The following is an 18,956-nucleotide window of genomic DNA, read 5'->3' as shown; positions in this document are numbered from 1 at the left end:
CAACAAATTACTTGTTGATAACCTTTTGACCACGGTAGAAACCATCCGCAGTCACGTTGTGACGAAGGTGTAGTTCACCACTCGTTGAATCCACTGATAATTGAGGCGTGCTCAATGAATCGTGTGAACGGCGCATTCCGCGCTTTGAACGAGATTTTTTGTTCTTCTGTACAGCCATTTGACCTGTCTCCTAGATTACTTGCTCTTCAGTTTTTCTAACACTGCAAACGGATTTGGACGCTCCTGTTGAGCGGGTTCGATCTCGCCTACTACTATGTCTTGACTACCTTGACTGCAACTTTCGTTAGCATGCATGGGTATTAAAGGCATAGCGACTATCAATTCATCTTCAATCAATTGATGCAGACGAACTTCGCCTATTTCATTACACTCAATAGGGTCATACGCATCCGGGAGCTCATCGATTTCATCTTCATTCCCACAGGGACTAAAGTTGAAGTCGACCGTAACCTCAGTGGTAAATAGCGTCATGCAACGTTGACAATTCAGAGTGAGCTCCGTCACAGCCTTCCCTTTAAGGTAGACTATCCCCTGTATATCTACGCCACATTCCAACGACACTGTCACATCGGAACAGTCGCCGGCACTTAACTCATTTAATCGTTTTAATTGCTTATGCGGAATCACACCTTCATAAGAAAGCTGACTCGCCGAAGCGCGTATTGGATCAATTGAAACCGGTATCTTTACTGTTTGCATAAGGCGCGCATATTATAGTTTGAAATCCTCAGAGTCAAAGGAAAATTCACCTTCTTTAAATAAGAAGCTAAATCAACCACACATTCTGACCCTAAAAACAAAAATTGATGGATTGCAGATTTTACCCAAGCGGCCAGATTTACTCAAGTAGCCCATGCTTAAAATAGAAGCGGTTGTGCACATTAAGCCGTAGAAATATCAAAAGAGAGTGATGTTCGACATGAAACAAAGCTAAACTTCCAGTCGAATCAGATCTGCCCGGTACTAAATCTTAGCTTATTGTGAAAAAATCACCTCTCGGACAATACCAACTCTTATCTTCAGGAACACATTATTTATGCCATCTCAGATTATTTTAGCTTCAACATCATCATATCGAAAAGAGATACTCTCTAAGCTAGGCATTCCTTTTTGTACTTGCTCACCGGATATTGATGAAACTCCGCTCAAACAAGAGACGCCGGAAGCACATGTTGTTCGATTAGCTAAAGATAAAGCCCGCGCCGGTGCAGACTTGTTTACACAAGGACTTGTGATTGGCTCCGATCAGGTTGCCGTGATCAATGGCAAGATTGTCGGCAAACCGATAAATCATGAGGCCGCGGTATCTCAGTTAACTGCAGCATCGGATCAAGTGATCACCTTCTATACGGGTATTGCACTTCACAATATCACCACCGGTGAGTGCGAAGCCCACTGCGAAACATTTCGGGTTCACTTTAGAGCGTTAACCACAGCACAAATTGAATACTATCTGAAAAAAGAGCAGCCATACTTTTGCGCCGGTAGCTTTAAAAGCGAAGGCTTAGGCATTGCCTTGTTTAATCAATTAGAGGGGAAAGATCCCAATACGTTAATCGGACTCCCCTTGATAACGCTCATCGATATGCTTTCTCGTCAAGGTTATGCGGTCTTGGACCATCATGAATAGCCACGGTAGGCTAAATTAGGGCCTTTACAGGCTCATTCATATCGGCAAAGTCAAACAAGGAATAATCTTACCATAGCCACTACAATATAGTTATTCGAGCAGAGGACTGCTCAATGGAAATGGTTGATGACAGATATAGAAGAAGCATTAGCGCTACTCGCAGCTCCTTGTACCGATGAGCGGTTTTTCCAACGAGCCTTAAAGGCACTCGCACTGGTGACACAGTGTCGGTGGGCTGCGTTTGGAAGACCCTCACAGAACAGAGGTATGGCTGAAGTTGTTGCCTTTTGCGATCTGAAACACAGTATTCCCGGCTTTGAGTTCAACCTTAAAGGCTCTCCTTGCGAAACAATTTACCAACTCAGATATCCCGATACTCATATTCTTTACCCCAAAGATCTTCAGTCGCTATTTCCGAATTTTAAATTAATTAAAGATTTAGGGGCTAATAGTTATCAGGCTGAGCTGATATTGGCTGACGATGGCACTCCCATAGGCCACATATTAGTCATGGACACAGAGCCTCAGGCAGACTCAATCAAATCCCGGGAGTTTTTCAGACTGCTGGCACAGAGGATCGGGGTTGAGTATAAAAGGCTGCTCATCTCCCGTGAACTTGCCTTACATAAACAGATGATCGCCGTTTCAGAGCAATTTATGTCATTTGTCGATATTAACTACCGCTATCACGTTGTCTCAAAGGGCTACGAGACCATGTTTGGTCGCGCCGTGCAGGAGTTTGTAGGAAAAACAGTTGAAGAGATCCATGGAGAGGAAGTATTTAGTCAACATTTAAAACCTCTGCTGGATCGCTCATTAGCGGGTGAAACCATTAATACACAAACTTGGATCCACCCGCCTAACCAAAATGCCCCCATATATCTCAATGTTCACCATAACCCCTACTACAGTGAGAGTGGCAATCTAATAGGAGTCATTGTCTCTGCCCATGATATTAGTGAGATCCACGCTGCTAAAGTAGAGATTGAGCACTTTGCCAATCATGACCCACTCACCGGATTAGCCAATAGACGGGCGTTATTCGAAGAGATCCAACACAAAATTAACGCCCAGAAGGCGGGCCAACTGCAGTTAGCCGTTATGTATATTGACTTGGATGGATTTAAGCAGATCAACGACAGATTCGGACACCATCAGGGAGACAAAGTGCTCGTAGACGTTGCCACTCGCATTCAAGATTGCGCAGGCTCCAATGAGCTTATTTCTCGAATAGGAGGCGATGAATTTGTTGTATTAGCAAGTTTTACCTACGGTCTGCCACAATCCAGCTATCAAGCAGAGCTAGAGGCACTTAGCGAACGACTTTTAACCCAGCTAAGGATGAATATTGAAGTAAACGGGCAACACTTGCCAGTTAGCGCCAGTATCGGCAGTTATATTGCAGATGATGACGATAGCGATCTATCGGCAATCATCTGTAAGGCTGACAAAGAGATGTATAACTCGAAAAAAGCCAAATGTGGTTTTGAAAATCTGCAACTTGATTCGGACTTAGGGTGAGCAGGAGGGAGCGTTCTATATCGGTCGAGAATGATGTTACTAATAAACTCTTCCAGCCAAAAAGAAAGGGTAGAAAGAGATATTCAAAATAAATTAAACTCTCTTCCTCAGATTCAATGTCCCAGATGCTGAAGTAATTCTAACGGTGAGCTTATTATCACCTTAGGGTTCGCTTGTTGCAGCTGTTCTATGCCGTGAGCACCATAATCAACCCCAATGGCATCGATACCGGCATTGTTGGCCATATTAAGGTCGTGTACTGAGTCACCAATCATGACGGCCTTTCCCGGCGCTACATTCAGTTCATGGAGCAACTGTAAAATCATCTCAGGGTTAGGTTTACTCTGCGCCTCATCGGCAGTTCTGCTGGCAATGAAATGAGAGTCCAAACCCGTCTCCCCCAAGACCCGATTCAAACCGGCTCTCGCTTTACCTGTTGCAACGGCAATCTGGTAGCCAATTTGGTTAAGCTGAGTTAGCAGTGATTCGACACCATCGAATAGCGGGCTAGGTGTCGTATTGAGCTTGAGATACTGCTGGCGATAAACTTCAATCATCTCACCATGGAAATCCGAACTCCCATCGGGATGAAGAACATTAAGCGCCTCACTCATAGATAAGCCGATGATATCGCGGACGGCTTGCTCTGAAGGCATAGAGACATTCAGTGTCAGCGCCGTCTGTTGCATACAATCCACAATTTTACCGATAGAATCCATTAAGGTTCCATCCCAGTCAAATATCACCAACTCATATTGCTTCATACTTTGACCAATTTCTCTAATGTTTTAATAAGAACTGGATCTAAAGGCGCTTTGACTATCATCACCTCTTCGGTTCCCGGGTGAGTAAACCTAAGCTGAGCGGCATGCAGAAACAAGCGATTAAGCCCCAGCGCTCTTATGCTGTCATCATACTTTTGCTCACTGTATTTTTCATCGCAAGCGATTGGATGACCGGTATACTGGCAGTGAACACGAATTTGATGAGTTCTCCCCGTCACAGGGCTAGCCTGAACGAGGGTTGAGCCTTGATAGCGCTGAATAATCTTAAAACGGGTCTCACACTCTTTTCCCTCTTGATTAACGCGTACTATACGCTCACCGGATTTGAGAGTTAATTTAAGTAAAGGCGCTTTAATGGCCTTATCACGAGCTTGCCAAGTCCCTTTAACCAGAGCCTGATAATCTTTTTGCATCTTCTTAAAACGAAGTTGGTCGTGAAGATGTCGCAGTGCGCTACGCTTCTTTGCGATAAGCAATACGCCAGAGGTGTCTTTGTCTAAGCGATGTGCAAGCTCCAGGAACTTCTGAGTAGGCCGAAGCGAACGCATGGCTTCGATAATGCCGAAATCGATACCGCTGCCACCGTGAACGGCAAGCCCTGCAGGCTTATTCAAGACAATGAGGTGTTTATCTTCAAATAGAATACGCTCTTCTAATTGAGACACTTTGGTCAGATTTGCCGAAGGTCCAGGACGCTCGTCTTTATCTGCCATGCGAACAGGCGGCACCCGAACGATATCGCCATCGAGTAACTTATATTCTGGTTTAATTCGTTTTTTATTAACCCTGACCTCGCCTTTACGCACGATCCGATAGATCATACTTCTAGGCACACCTTTTAGTTTTGTCAGTAGGAAATTGTCTATACGTTGTCCAACATTATCTTCGTCGATTGTGACCAGCTGAACTTTAAGTTTGGGTGCTTCGGTATTCATGGCGCGCCTTTTGTACATCAGGAAGCGTATTGTACATCAAGTTACAAGAATATTGTGTCTTTCCATTTGCTGATTTAATTGATTATTGCTATATTTCATCGGCGGTTGGGGATAATCAGTGAATAAAGTGTTCATAAATCCCCCATCACTAGTGCAAGAAGTAGAGACTAAAAACCTTTTCCATTTGTCGCAAATGATTGATTTGCAAGTCGTTTTATTAATCTAAAACCGAAAATGAGTTTTAACGACTAAACAAATAGGAAAAGCCACATTACAAGGTGGTTTCTCTAAAAAACGCACCCAAAATTCGAAGTTTAATTTTAACTTATCATCAGACGCACACTAATTCGATTTTGGCATTACCGGAAAGTACTGAATAATTTATGGGGTTGGTTGACGTTTAAAACGAATTCCTTGTTTTTGTAAATATTAAAAAATAAGCCATAAATGGATGCGACACGCAGCGAATGCGTCTTACAGAAATGCGCACCTTGCCTAGACACCGACCGTGAGGTCTTGTTAATAATGCTAGGCCCGTAATGCACCGAAAAAATCGTTTGATGACCTTATTTTAGAAGAATTACGTCATAATGAAACGGATGTTAATTAATGCAACTCAATCTGAAGAGTTGCGCGTTGCCCTTGTTGATGGGCAACAACTATACGATCTAGATATTGAAAGTCCTGGTCACGAACAGAAAAAAGCGAACATTTACAAGGGTAAAATCACCCGCGTAGAGCCCTCTCTCGAAGCTGCTTTCGTTGACTATGGTGCCGATCGTCACGGTTTCCTCCCATTAAAAGAGATTGCCAGAGAATACTTTCCAAAAGGATACTCATTCCAAGGTCGCCCCAATATCAAAGAGGTGATTAAAGAGGGTCAAGAGGTTATTGTCCAGATTGATAAAGAAGAGCGAGGCAACAAAGGTGCCGCGTTAACTACCTTTATCAGCTTGGCGGGTTCTTATCTGGTTCTTATGCCAAATAACCCTCGTGCCGGTGGTATTTCCCGTCGAATCGAAGGTGATGAGCGTACCGAACTTAAAACGGCTATGTCTGAACTTGAAGTACCTCAAGGTATGGGTTTGATTGTCCGTACTGCCGGTGTAGGTAAAGATTCAACCGAACTTAAATGGGACCTAAAAGTACTCGAGCATCATTGGACTGCGATTAAAGAAGCGTCTGAAGGCCGTCCGGCCCCTTTCCTGATCCATCAAGAAAGTAACGTCATCGTACGTGCGATTCGTGACTACCTTCGTCGTGATGTTGGTGAAGTACTTATCGACCACCCACGTATTTTTGAAGATGCCAAACAGCATGTTGCTTTGGTACGTCCAGACTTTGTCGATCGCATTAAGCAATATGACGCTGAAGTGCCACTATTCACTCATTTCCAGATCGAAACACAAATCGAATCGGCCTTCCAGCGTGAAGTTCGTCTTCCTTCCGGTGGCTCGATTGTTATCGATCCCACTGAAGCCCTGACCTCAATCGATATCAACTCTGCACGAGCGACGAAAGGTAGTGATATTGAAGAGACGGCACTGAATACCAACTTAGAAGCGGCAGATGAAGTTGCTCGCCAGCTACGCCTGCGTGATCTGGGTGGTTTGGTTGTTATCGATTTCATCGATATGACACCAGTGCGTCATCAACGTGAAGTTGAAAATAGAATGCGTGATGCTGTGCATCATGACAGAGCTCGAGTTCAACTGGGTCGTATCTCTCGCTTCGGACTCATGGAGATGTCAAGACAGCGTCTACGTCCATCTCTTGAAGAGTCAGCAGCTCACCTGTGCCCTCGTTGCCATGGTCAAGGTACAATCCGTGGGACAGAGTCTTTAGCCCTTTCTATTCTTCGTTTGATGGAAGAGGAAGCGATTAAAGAGAACACCTCTCAAATTGAAGCTACAGTTCCAGTTGACGTAGCCGCATTCCTGCTTAACGAAAAGCGTAAAGCCATTCGAATTACAGAGCAGCGTCATGATGTTGAAGTCTATGTGATCCCAGATCCAAACATGACTACCCCTGACTACCGTGTCGTGCGTCATCGTAAAGATGATCAGATCAGTGAGTCCAGCTATAAGCTATTAGACCAGCCTGAAGCAAAACTTTACGAACCTCGTAAACTTGAACGTGCTGCACCACCTCAACCTGCACTGAAAGGTTTCTCAGCGCCGGCAAAGGAAATTGAAAAGCCATCTAGTATCAAAAAAGATGTCAAAACTGAGTCCAAAAAAGATGCTGAACCCGGTTTAATCTCTAAGCTATTCTCTGCCATCAGCGCGTTGTTCAAGCCTGAAGAGAAAAAAGAGGAACCAAAAAAGAAACCTCAGTCGAACCGCGACAGTCAGAACCGCAATAATCGTCGTAACACTCGTCGTAATGACAATCGACGTAATCGTGATGACAAAGATCAAGCGGGTGACAAAGGCGCACGCAATAACCGCAGTAACCGCAATAAGAGCGCAGACACTAGCAACGTAGAGAAGCAAGTCAAAGAGAAAGACGAGCAAGCCAAGCGTCAACCTCGCAATGACAATAAACCTCGTCGCCCGGCTCAGGTAAGCGAAGTTGAATCTGCAGAACAACCTAAGCAAGAAGTTGCCAGAGAACGTCGTCAACGCCGTAATATGCGTCGTAAGGTCCGCGTTGAGAATGAGCAAGCTCAAGTTGAAGAGATCCAGATTTCAGCTGAAACTCCGACAACTGCGACGGTAAGTGAAGAAAAGACCACGCGTCCAAAGCGTCAACCAAGAAAGTCAAATAAGCCAAAACCTCAACAGGAAGCGACACAAGAGGCTCAGGTTAAAGCCGAAGTATCTGACATATCGCTAACAGAGACTGTTAAAACTGAGACTCTTGAAGTCAAAGTTGAAGCAAAAGTTGAGCAGACTGCACCGGTAGCCGTTGATTCGATTCAAACGACACCTGTGACAGACGCCGACCAGGTTGAAATGTCTTCCTCAGAAGAAGTTGAAGCCACTGATGACAAAGAGCAACGTGAACCACGTGACGGTCAACGTCGCAGTCGTCGTAGCCCTCGCCATCTTCGCGCAGCTGGTCAACGTCGTCGTCGCGATGAAGATACCGAAGGTGAATCTTCATCTGATGCAACTCCGGCATTCGTTTCAAATGAGACTGAAGTAGAAAATCAGGCCAATGAGACTAAAGCCACCTCTATCGCTGTATCTACTCCGGCTCAACCTGATACATCAGAGAGTCTGGTTGAAGATACGTTAAAAGCAGACACTCCAGTTAAGTCTGTGGCAACTAAGCCTGAAGCAACGGCATCTGTAGCAGCATCCGCTCCGACAAAGCCAGCGGTTCCTGCTAAAACACAGGCACCAGCCAAACCTAAAGCAACGGTGATATCTGAAGCCATGGCTGCACCCGCAAAACCTGCCGCTCCAGTTAAAGCTGAAGCATCAGTTGCTTCAGCGGCGCCAGCTAAACCAGCCACACCGGTGAAAGCAGAGGCACCAGTGAAAACTGAAGCATCAGTTGCCGCAGCGGCGCCAGTTAAACCAGCAGTACAAGTGAAAGCTGAAGCCCCTGTTAAAGCTAAAGCATCTGTTGCTGCAGCAGCGCCTGCTAAACCAGTCGCGCCAGTGAAAGTTGAGGCTTCAGTAAAAGCAGAAGCCCCAGTGAAAGCTAAAGCATCTGTTGCTGCAGCTGAGACTCAGGTTGAAGCTGAGACTCAGGTTGAAGCTGAAACTCCTGTTAAAGCTGAGACTCCAGTTAAAGTTGAGGCTCCTGTTAAAGCTGATACTCCAGTTAAAGCTGAGGCTCCTGTTAAAACTGAGGCTCCAGCTAAAGCCAAAGCATCTGTAGCAGCGGCAGCACCAGCTAAACCTGCCGCTCCTGTAAAAGCAGAGACTCCGGTTAAAGTTGAAGCTCCTGTTGAAACGCAAGTATCGACTCCGACTGAGACTACTCCACAGATTCAAAAGGCTCCAAAAGCAAAATCTGTAAGCTCGAGTCGATTCGGCACTATGGTCACCTCTGATATGACTAAGCCTGTTGTAGAGAACCGAGCAAATATTGCGACGCCTTCAGGCCGTCAATATGCTGCCTCAGAATCTGCTGCACCGAGCGATAAATCCAGAACGGCCAATACGGCAAACTCGGAAATGGCTAAACCATAACCTATAGTTAAGCTGTATTAACAAGAAAGCCATGCATCACAGCATGGCTTTTTTATTTTCTTACAGCGGATTATTTGTTAGTATGCGCGGCCGCAATTCAATCTAAATCAACAAAATTATAACAGAGGCTAAATGTTCGATCTCATTCGTCACAAAACCGCCAGCAGCAAAGCCGATCTTCTATCGGGCTTAACTGTGGCACTTGCACTTATTCCTGAAGCCGTAGCATTTGCTTTCGTCGCAGGTGTTGAGCCTATGGTGGGCTTATATGCCGCCTTTATTATGGGGCTTATCACTGCGCTTATTGGCGGTCGTCCAGGTATGATCTCGGGTGCTACCGGCGCTATGGCTGTTGTTATGGTTGCTCTGGTCGCTGAACACGGAGTGCAATATCTTTTTGCCGCAGTCGTTCTAGCCGGCCTAGTTCAAGTCTCCTTTGGTCTACTGAAATTAGGTAAGTTCATTCGAATCGTTCCTTACCCTGTGATGATTGGTTTTGTTAACGGACTGGCGATTGTTATTTTCCTTGCCCAGCTTGGGCAATTTAAGGTACCTAACGCCGATGGTGTATTAATCTGGTTGCCTCAAGGCCAGTTAATGCTGATGATGGGCCTTGTGCTGTTAACAATGGCGATTATTCAGTTCTTACCAAAACTCACCACTGCCATCCCCTCTTCGTTGGCAGCAATCATGACTGTGACCTTAATGGTCGTATTTTTAGATCTTGATACCCGCACCGTTTTGGATTTTCTAAAATCCATGAGTGGTGACGAAAATGCGACAATAGCGGGAAGCCTACCTAGCTTCTCTATTCCTGCCGTTGCATTTAACCTTGAAACGCTCTACATCATTCTTCCCTATTCACTGATCTTGGCAGCAGTAGGTTTAATAGAATCTTTGCTTACACTGACCGTTATCGATGAGATGACAAACACTCGTGGTAAAGGAAACAAAGAGTGTATCGGCCAAGGTGTAGGTAATATTACCAGTGGCTTCTTTGGTGCCATGGGTGGTTGTGCCATGATTGGTCAATCTATGATTAACATCAACTCTGGTGGTCGTGGACGTTTATCTGGTATCACAGCAGCACTTGCCCTGCTCGCCTTTATCCTTTTCGGTTCTGCACTCATCGAAATGATCCCGTTAGCAGCACTCGTCGGTGTAATGTTTATGGTTGTGCTTGGTACCTTCGAATGGGCCAGCTTTAAGGTGATGAGCAAAGTACCTAAACACGATGCTTTTGTTATCATACTGGTCACTATCGTCACCGTATTTACTGACTTAGCTTTCGCCGTATTCGTCGGTGTTATCGTGTCAGCCCTGGTTTTTGCCTGGGAGCATGCGAAGCACATCAATGTAGATATCAGCGAAGATGCTAATGGCTGGAAAGTATACAAGCTTAATGGACCACTATTTTTTGGTTCGGTCGCCGAGTTTTTAGAGCTTTTCCACTCAAATACCGATCCTGTCGATGTGATTGTTGATTTCCAAAATTCTCGGGTATGTGATCACTCGGCACTGGATGCCATCGATACCCTTGCAGAGCGCTATGGTTCAAACGGTAAAAAGCTGCACCTACGCCATCTCAGTAATGACTGTAAGAAGTTACTACACAAGGCTGGTGATCTGGTTGAAGTTAACCTTATCGAAGATCCTCACTACAAAATTGCCGACGATAAATTAGATTAATAATTTATCTCACAGCGAGACAATACTGAAGAGAGGCGAGTGAATAACTCGCCTTTTTTATGCCTGATTATTTTAATTTAGTAGCAAATGCCAGTCTAAATTTATCCACCTTAGGTTTGATTACCATCTGGCAGTATGGCTGCTCACCATTAAGCTCAAAATAATCCTTATGGTAATACTCAGCTGGGTGAAATGACTTAAATGCGGTGACCTCTGTCACTATAGGCCTGTCCCAGGCTTTGGCCTCTGTTAACCGCTCAATCATGCGGTTTGCGCTATCCACTTGCTGCGCATCATGGGCAAAAATTACTGAGCGGTATTGCGGACCCACATCATTACCCTGTTGGTTGAGTGTCGTTGGATCGTGACTCATCCAAAAGACCTCCAACAGCTCATCGAAACTGATAGTTTCAGGATCGAATTTAATCTGTACCACTTCGACGTGGCCTGTCGACGCACCACAGACATCTCTATAGTTAGCCGTCTCGGCATCACCGCCGCTGTAGCCGGGGTCTACATCTGTAACGCCATTTAGTTCAGAATAAATGGCCTCGATACACCAGAAGCAACCACCCCCGAATGTCGCCAAACTCGTTTCGGACTTCAAATTAACCTCATCGCTCGACTTAAAACGTAAAGAGACTGAGTTGACACAATGTCTGACATTTTTATCCGTCAGGTACTCACCTTCAAAGACATGACCTAAATGGCCACCACACGCCGCGCAGATAATCTCGACGCGAATGCCATCACTATCAGCAACTCGTTGAACGGCCCCTTTGACCTCATCATCAAATGCCGGCCAACCGCAATGGGCATTAAACTTACTCTCAGAACGATACAGGGGGGCATCACAACGTTTGCACAGATAGACGCCTTTAGCATCATGCAGATGATATTCGCCACTAAAAGGTCGTTCAGTCCCTTTATCCTCGATAACAAACTGTTCAAATTCGGTTAATTTACTCATGACGCTATCTCTACCTTAGAAAATCATATTCATTAGACCCGATATAAGTATTATCCCTTTCACTTCCCTAAGCGACAATCCCGCTCGACAACTATACCCAAACGACCTAATCCCTATCATTTTAGTCGGAATTAATCTGACTTTATTTTTTTCACCTCGTTTTCCTCTATCCATCTATTAATATGGAAGTATTTGAACCCACAAATAACATTGGCGTAGATACCAGACAATAAAAACGTGATTTCAATCACACTTAGTTGCGAGTTAGTCATCTGCTGGTTAGAATGCGCCGGGGTCATAAAACAAGAAGAATTGAGATGAAACTAGAAACAATTAACTATCAAGCACATGATAGTGCAGAAAAATTTGTACAGTCCTTACGAGACACCGGCTTCGGCGTACTTTCCAATCACACCATAGATAAATCCCTGGTAGAAGCTATCTACCAAGAGTGGCAGGCATTTTTCAATAGCCCGGAGAAACATGATTTTATGTTTAAACCGGAAACACAAGATGGCTTTTTCCCCTCAGAAATATCTGAAACGGCTAAGGGTCATACCGTTAAAGATATCAAGGAGTATTACCACGTTTATCCATGGGGCCGGATCCCTGATTCACTAAGAGAAAACATCTTAACCTATTATCAACAGGCAAATGAGTTGGCAGCCGAATTGCTGCAATGGGTTGAAACACACACGCCTGCCGATGTCGCAGTGAATTACTCTATCGCCCTGCCTAAGATGATAGAAGAGAGCCATAAAACCTTACTGCGCGTTCTACATTATCCGGCAATGTCAGGAGATGAGGAACTCGGTGCCATTCGCGCTGCGGCTCATGAAGATATTAACTTACTGACTATCTTGCCGGCAGCGAATGAACCCGGATTACAGGTAAAAGCCAAAGATGGGAATTGGTTAGATGTGCCTTGTGATTTCGGTAACCTCATCATCAATATCGGCGACATGTTACAAGAAGCCTCCGGAGGCTACTTCCCTTCCACTACACATAGAGTCGTAAACCCTGAAGGCGCCGATACCTCTAAAGCGAGAGTCTCGCTGCCCCTATTTTTACATCCTAAACCGGAAGTCGTTCTCTCCAGCAGATATACGGCTGACAGCTATCTGATGGAACGATTAAGAGAACTCGGGGTTATCTAATCCCAATAAATTCTCTCTCAAAAAGAGAGAAGGAGTCACGCTCACATCAGGCTATGCATGAATTCACGGCCATTACTGGGCTGGACTTTTCGTAACCCGCATACAAAAGCGCCTATTGGCGCTTTTTTGTTGATGAAATTTTTCCTTAACAAGGTAAAATCCCCCTAACAGAATTAATACAGAGCGTTAAAATGGCAATTCAGTGGTACCCGGGACATATGCATAAGGCACGTAAAGAGATTGAAGAGGTCATGCCTCAGGTCGATCTGGTTATCGAAGTGCTCGACGCAAGGATCCCATATAGTAGTGAAAACCCAGTGGTTTCAACACTCCGTGGTGATAAGCCCTGTATTAAGCTGCTGAATAAATCTGATTTAGCAGATCCTGAAGTAACCCAACGTTGGATCGAATACCTGGAGCGTGAACAAGGGGTAAAAGCGATGGCGATTACCACTTTACAGGCTGCTCAAGTCAAGATCATTCCGGATCTCTGTCGAAAGTTTGTTCCCAGCCGTGACAAACTTGAAAAAGATATCCGCACCATGATCATGGGGATCCCGAACGTCGGAAAGTCCACCATCATCAACACACTCGCAGGCAGAACCATCGCTAAGACAGGTAATGAACCTGCGGTTACTAAGGTGCAGCAACGTATCAACTTGAGAAACGGTATCGTTCTCTCTGATACTCCGGGGATCTTGTGGCCAAAAGTAGATAATGAAAAAAGTAGTTATCGCCTGGCAATAACTGGTGCCATTAAAGACACAGCCATGGAATATGAAGATGTCGCCATGTTCGCCGCAGAATACTTTCTACAAGCTTATCCTGAAGCGATTGCTGAGCGTTATAAACTTAAAGAATTGCCCGATACCGATATTGGACTTCTCGAAGCCATAGGTCGTAAAAGAGGAGCGCTACGTCCCGGTGGACGCATCGACCTTCATAAAGTTTCTGAGCTTGTACTACATGAGTTCCGTTCTGGAAAAATTGGCCATCTGTCTCTGGAAACCCCAGAGATGATCGATATTGAAAAAGTAGAAGTCGCTAAGTTAGTCGCTGAAAAAGAAGCAAAAAAACAGGCTAAGCAGGAAGCTGAAAGATTAAAGCGTGCGGGTAAACGATATAAGTAAGATATGCTAAGTTCTAAGTTCTAAGTTCTAAGTTCTAAGTTCTAAGTTCTAAGTTCTAAGTTCTAAGTTCTAAGTTCTAAGTTCTAAGTTCTAAGTTCTAAGTTCTAAGTTCTAAGTTCTAGCAAAATAAAGGCTCAGAGATATAAAAGCCAATACTCAAAATATTGGCTTTTATATCAACATCAAATGGTCATCCAAACACCAACCACACAATCCGATTTAAACTGAGTTTGCTGATAATTTAACAATCAAATTATCATTTCCTGCTCTGCATTTATCAATAAAAGAACCAGAAGCCTTAGAATGGCTTCTTGATTTCACTAATTTATAAATGTAACGCCATTACTTACGCTTTTCTAGTTCACTTGCACAAGCATTACAATCACCAATGAGGATATTCTTACGCAACGGGTTGTTGTATTGCATCATATCTTCATAGGCTTTAACAAAAACATAGCTACCAGCAATATTCTTCACATTAAAACCATTTGCCCCAAGCATCATAGCCATATTGTAGCTTCGCTCTCCTGTACGACAATGAACATACACTGTTCTTGTCATGTCCAACTCATCTAAACGCTGACGAATAGAACTCATAGGAATATTGACAGCTCCTTCAATATGACCTGCCTGATATTCGATCTCTTCCCGTACATCGATAACTTGTTCGCCTGCTTGTAGTAGATCATGAACCTCTGTAAATGCCACTTGTTCAAAAGTACCTTCATTCAGATTGGACCCAATATAGCCCATCTTATTGACGACATCTTTACCGGTTCCAAACGAAGGCGCGTAACAGAGCTCTAAGTCAGCTAAATCTTCAACCGTTAGGCCTGCTTTTATGGCCGTAGCGACCACATCTGCACGTTTATCAGGTGATCCCTTTGTAGCAAATTGTCCGCCCAGTATTTTTCCCGTTCCTTTTTCAAAGAGCAGTTTAGAATACACTAGATGCGCACCAGGCATGATGCCAACAATACCCGGGGGAGCGGCATAAACTACTTCATAGTCTATTTCGGTATTTTTTAGCATTTTCTCTGATAAGCCAGTTGAGGCTATATTGATACCAAATAACTTCACGACACCACTGCCAATATAGCCTTTATTAAGGATCTTTCGACCATGAATGCTATCTGCAATCAAGCGTCCTTGCTTATTGGCAGGTCCAGCCATCGCTAAGGGGAAATCTTGACCTGTAAGCTGGTTTTTGACCAAAATAGCATCACCTGCGGCGTAAATATCTTTTGCGGTTGTTTCATAGCGCTCACTTACCTTAATGTAGCCTCTGTCACTCAGCTCTACACCGGAACCTTTTAGGAAATCCGTCGATGGTTTAACGCCTATTGCTAAAATGACACCGTCAGTTTCAATTTGTTTGCCTGATTTCAAAATAACTTTACGTGTATCGAAAGATTCTACGAGATTATTAGTAATGACTTCAATGCCGTGCTTCACCAGTTCAGCTTGACCAAAGTAAGATATCTCGCGATCAACAAAAGGAATAATTTGATCTGAGCCTTCTACGATAGTGACATCAATGCCACGTTCGCGTAAATTTTCAGCAGCCTCTAAGCCAATAAATCCACCACCAATAACAGTCATATGCTTAGGTCGTTTCTCAGTAGCAAAAGACACAATCTTAGAAACGTCAGCAACTGTCTTTAAGTTGTAGTAATTGATCTTATCTAGGCCATTGAATGGAGGGGTTATCGCACCAGCGCCTGGTGAAACAACTAGGGCATCATATTGTTCCGTGGTTATCTCCCCCGTTAGTGTATTTTCTACCCTAATTGATTTCTCTTCGCTATTGACTGAAATGACATTACTGTTAACACGTGCATCTATGTTAAACCATGCCTTGAACTTTTTAGGATTCATCAAAATTAGCGTCTCTTCTTTTTCAACAACCCCAGAAATATGATAAGGAAGACAGCAGTTTGAGAACGACACTACTGGACCTCTTTCAAACATTACGATTTCTGCATTTTCGTTAAGTCTTCTAGATCTTGCTGCTGCAGATGCTCCACCTGCCACGCCGCCAACTATTAAAATTCTCATATAAACTCCAGTGATTTTTTGAAAAGAGCTAAAGCTGCTGTAGCAAAGTTCCAACAAAGCTAAACATGTCACTCCATATAAGGTAAAAGTAGAAAATAAAGTAACAAGTCCCACCTCCTATTAATAACAGGTAGCAACTTATTTGCTAACAATTCTAATTTTCTTTTATTTATCCCACCAATCAATGATGATAATTGTATGAATGCGATTTAAGTTATCTCACGCCTCATTAAAACTTAACACTAACCCCATTGCTGTATACTTTGAAACTGAAAACATTTTCATAAATAAATTAAAAAGTCTTTTACACTCTTTTCCCTCACCCTATATATTAATAATATTATTGACTTCATTATTTCCTACTAAGCTTTATAATATGTATAACATCATAAATTAAAACCACTCTGGTAGATCAAAATAGACTGTATATCTCAGCTTTTGGAGGTTTTTGATATAATCGGTCAATTACCGAATTCATTGATTAACAGTTAGCATCTACAATCCCCCTCACCAACTCTTTTGGATTGCTCCACAGTTTTGACCTTACTCATTAGTTTGAATCTTATACAGGCACAGTAAGCTATTGATAATTAGTACGATAGCACGGAACTGTTAATGTGTTAAATATAGATACGAGCTTTAAGCCTTTGCAAATGTTGTGGATTCCGATCACATCGCTAATAAAATCAATTGATGTCTCATCACAACGAACAAGGATTAACTATATATTGGTTTTGGTGACGACTTAAGTGCGTTGCCAGCTTTTAATACTATAAACGCACAAAGTACATACAAGTTAGCTAAAGCGATAAATAGTAACCTTTCATAGAAAAACGTATCAACTGAATAACCAATCGTGGTTGTCACATCTGTAAGCAATATCAAAAAACAACTAAACGCACTCGAATAGAGAGCCCCTTTCGTGAAGGTTTTATACGTAAATATCATTGAGAATAATAAGACTACCGACATGTAAAAAGGAGCAATAGGTGCCATGATACTCAATTCAAATGCGATAATAGCGACTAACCCGCCCAATCCGTTAGCCATCATTAAGCCAACAAGGCTCTTTAACCCTTGGTTCAAACTGCCCTGAGTGACCAACAACGAAGCATAGATCAAAAACAGTATTCCATACTGTAGTTCGAACATAATAAAAGCAGTAAACAAAGGCAGTAACACTAATGTATTTTGTAAAGCAAAACGGGAAACTTCATGTTCATTGTACTCTTCGCTTTTTCTTGTCTGGTTAACTGTGTTTTTATTGGGAATGAGCGCGAAACAGAAAATAGAAGCAGCGATCGCGATTGAGTAAGAAGTTAACAGCCCGGTTATGTTATTGATGGTAAATTGCATGTCTAACACAGCAAAAGCAGGATAGCTCAACGTCGACAACAACCATAATAACGCAACAAGCAAGCTCCCTCCTTTAGCCTGAAAACGAAAAGTCCAGTACAATACCCAACCAGTCGCTATTATGCTCACCACTGGATAGGGCTTTATTAGTCCTATTAATAGTATACTCACGATGGAAGATCCCAACATTGCCAGTAGCAGTGAATACACCTGATGTTTGGATAAGACCTGAGCTTTCGGAGCGACTAATACCGTGACTAATGTAGGACAAATGTATGCGAGCTCCCATTGCCAAATCATCGTAATGATTACAGGGACCATAACAGCCAACACATAACGAATCATATCCTTAAGAAACCCATCACCACGAGAAGTATTCATAGCATTAATAGACATAACTCAACCAACTCATAATACTTATATACGCATGACCCAATGATGTTAATAAGCCGCTATCTTGGGTGAACACAATTATGTCAGCTTGACCGCCTTCCCGTTTAATACCAGGAGGGATCTCACTTGTAAATTCAACGATTACTGGAAATCGTTGAGCATCCCTTAGCCATCCAGTTTTGGGAATAGAAGCCTGAAGTTGGCCTACTATCGAGCTGGAATCAAATTGAATACCATAACTAATGGAACGAACTCTTCCTTGAAATACCTTACCCGGAGCTGAATCAAATACGATAGAAACTGCATTACCGAGTTGAATATTTTGTAAGTTATTCTCTCTTAAGTGCCCCTCTAACCAAACATTGGTCACTGAAATATGTGTCATTATAGGTGAGCCTGCACTTACATAAACACCGGTGTCATATCGTAAGTTAGAAACAATCCCCTTTCTTGGAGCGTAAATCGAGGTGTTTTTTAGATCAACTTCGGCCTGAGAAAGCTTCGCTAACGCTTTTGTAAGTGTCGGGTTATGTTCAAAGTTGGTCCCCGCATCAACTTTTGCTTGTTCAAGCTCCGCAAGCGACGCCGCAACATAAGCTTTTTTGCTTTCCAAAGATGTCCGTGCATCATCAATTTCGGACTTAGAGACATACCCCTGTTGCCCTATTGAATATACTCGTTGGTAATTAAGCTCGGCTAGCTTCAACTGTGTTTTTGCTTCTACAAAGTTAGCATTCGCTGTTGCAACATGAGCTGTTTTGACTCCCACATCCTTCCCTGCTAACTCTAATTCTGCTTTGGCTTGCTCAACGGCTAGTTGATATGGCTCAGGGTCAATACTGGCAATTAACTCCCCCTGCTGCACCAATTGATTATTTTTAACCGGTAAGCTAGTTACATACCCAGACACTGAAGAGGCGACTGGAGTAACAAACGCTCGAACTCGAGAGTTATCAGTGAACGGTGTGATTTGATCAGCTGCGATATACCATATCAATATTACCAATGAAAACAGTGCCATGCCTAGTGTAAGTATTTGAAACTTTTTCTGAACGACTGATTCTGTTTTGTCATCAGCATTCTGTACTGAATTCAAAGCTTCTTGTTTCATGGTAAATTTTACTCGCTTGGTTAATGGATAGTAGTCTATTTTAAATAGTTAG

14 protein-coding genes and 2 pseudogenes are annotated in these 18,956 nt (G+C 43.3%); 6 read left to right on the top strand and 10 right to left on the bottom strand.

What is annotated here, in order from left to right:
- Nucleotides 1-7 precede the first annotated feature (7 nt).
- On the bottom strand, nucleotides 8-178 hold the full coding sequence (gene rpmF, locus EKG38_RS07510) for a 50S ribosomal protein L32 (RefSeq protein WP_012142966.1): 171 nt from the start codon (nucleotides 176-178) through the stop codon (nucleotides 8-10).
- Nucleotides 179-195: 17 nt separating this feature from the next.
- Nucleotides 196-720 carry a 23S rRNA accumulation protein YceD gene (gene yceD / locus EKG38_RS07505; protein WP_126519660.1) on the bottom strand — a complete coding sequence of 175 codons (525 nt, stop codon included), beginning with the start codon at nucleotides 718-720 and terminating at the stop codon, nucleotides 196-198.
- A 337-nt stretch (nucleotides 721-1,057) separates the two neighbouring features.
- Between yceD and EKG38_RS07500 the strand changes: the two genes are divergently transcribed.
- Nucleotides 1,058-1,651: a Maf family protein gene (locus EKG38_RS07500; protein ID WP_126519659.1), complete on the top strand. Its 594-nt coding sequence runs from the start codon at nucleotides 1,058-1,060 to the stop codon at nucleotides 1,649-1,651.
- Nucleotides 1,652-1,777: 126 nt separating this feature from the next.
- Nucleotides 1,778-3,172, top strand: coding sequence for a sensor domain-containing diguanylate cyclase (locus EKG38_RS07495; protein ID WP_126519658.1), 1,395 nt, complete (start codon nucleotides 1,778-1,780; stop codon nucleotides 3,170-3,172).
- 113 nt (nucleotides 3,173-3,285) lie between these two features.
- On the opposite strand, the gene EKG38_RS07490 is transcribed toward EKG38_RS07495, so the two are convergent.
- Nucleotides 3,286-3,936, bottom strand: a complete 651-nt coding sequence (locus EKG38_RS07490) for an HAD-IIIA family hydrolase (RefSeq protein ID WP_126519657.1) — start codon at nucleotides 3,934-3,936, stop codon at nucleotides 3,286-3,288.
- Nucleotides 3,933-4,892 carry a 23S rRNA pseudouridine(955/2504/2580) synthase RluC gene (gene rluC, locus EKG38_RS07485; RefSeq protein ID WP_126519656.1) on the bottom strand — a complete coding sequence of 320 codons (960 nt, stop codon included), beginning with the start codon at nucleotides 4,890-4,892 and terminating at the stop codon, nucleotides 3,933-3,935. Before rluC ends, EKG38_RS07490 begins: the two co-directional genes overlap by 4 nt.
- A 590-nt stretch (nucleotides 4,893-5,482) precedes the next feature.
- Here rluC and rne point away from each other — a divergent pair.
- The gene (gene rne, locus EKG38_RS07480; RefSeq protein WP_126519655.1) at nucleotides 5,483-9,040 is read left to right on the top strand and encodes a ribonuclease E; all 3,558 of its coding nucleotides are present in this window, start codon (nucleotides 5,483-5,485) and stop codon (nucleotides 9,038-9,040) included.
- 132 nt (nucleotides 9,041-9,172) lie between these two features.
- Nucleotides 9,173-10,729: a SulP family inorganic anion transporter gene (locus tag EKG38_RS07475; RefSeq protein WP_126519654.1), complete on the top strand. Its 1,557-nt coding sequence runs from the start codon at nucleotides 9,173-9,175 to the stop codon at nucleotides 10,727-10,729.
- Nucleotides 10,730-10,796: 67 nt separating this feature from the next.
- Here EKG38_RS07475 and EKG38_RS07470 read toward each other — a convergent pair whose 3' ends face one another.
- Entirely contained in the window at nucleotides 10,797-11,699 is a 903-nt protein-coding gene (locus EKG38_RS07470; protein WP_126519653.1) for a bifunctional methionine sulfoxide reductase B/A protein, read from the bottom strand.
- Nucleotides 11,700-12,016: 317 nt separating this feature from the next.
- Here EKG38_RS07470 and EKG38_RS07465 point away from each other — a divergent pair, with 317 nt between their 5' ends.
- Nucleotides 12,017-12,856, top strand: coding sequence for an isopenicillin N synthase family dioxygenase (locus EKG38_RS07465; RefSeq protein WP_126519652.1), 840 nt, complete (start codon nucleotides 12,017-12,019; stop codon nucleotides 12,854-12,856).
- Between the two features lie 191 nt (nucleotides 12,857-13,047).
- On the top strand, nucleotides 13,048-13,986 hold the full coding sequence (gene ylqF / locus EKG38_RS07460; RefSeq protein ID WP_126519651.1) for a ribosome biogenesis GTPase YlqF: 939 nt from the start codon (nucleotides 13,048-13,050) through the stop codon (nucleotides 13,984-13,986).
- A gap of 342 nt (nucleotides 13,987-14,328) precedes the next feature.
- Here the strand turns inward: ylqF and EKG38_RS25465 are convergent, their stop codons facing one another.
- The 5 genes and pseudogenes from EKG38_RS25465 to EKG38_RS07445 form a co-directional block, all read right to left on the bottom strand.
- Entirely contained in the window at nucleotides 14,329-14,739 is a 411-nt protein-coding gene (locus tag EKG38_RS25465) for a rhodanese-like domain-containing protein (protein WP_439332646.1), read from the bottom strand.
- Nucleotides 14,740-14,778: 39 nt separating this feature from the next.
- Nucleotides 14,779-15,159 (bottom strand): annotated as a pseudogene (locus tag EKG38_RS25460) (oxidoreductase dimerization domain-containing protein); the annotation flags it as partial.
- A 54-nt stretch (nucleotides 15,160-15,213) separates the two neighbouring features.
- A pseudogene (locus tag EKG38_RS25455) lies at nucleotides 15,214-16,044 on the bottom strand (NAD(P)/FAD-dependent oxidoreductase); the annotation flags it as partial.
- A 717-nt stretch (nucleotides 16,045-16,761) separates the two neighbouring features.
- Nucleotides 16,762-17,796 (bottom strand): DUF2955 domain-containing protein, encoded by a 1,035-nt coding sequence (locus EKG38_RS07450; protein ID WP_126519649.1) that lies wholly within the window; start codon nucleotides 17,794-17,796, stop codon nucleotides 16,762-16,764.
- Nucleotides 17,786-18,904 (bottom strand): HlyD family secretion protein, encoded by a 1,119-nt coding sequence (locus tag EKG38_RS07445; protein WP_126519648.1) that lies wholly within the window; start codon nucleotides 18,902-18,904, stop codon nucleotides 17,786-17,788. Before EKG38_RS07445 ends, EKG38_RS07450 begins: the two co-directional genes overlap by 11 nt.
- Between the last annotated feature and the right edge of the window lie 52 nt (nucleotides 18,905-18,956).

This window comes from Shewanella canadensis (genome assembly GCF_003966225.1).
GTDB lineage: Bacteria > Pseudomonadota > Gammaproteobacteria > Enterobacterales > Shewanellaceae > Shewanella > Shewanella canadensis.
The sequence above is the reverse complement of the archived record's forward strand: the minus strand, read 5'-3'. Positions and strand labels throughout refer to the sequence as shown.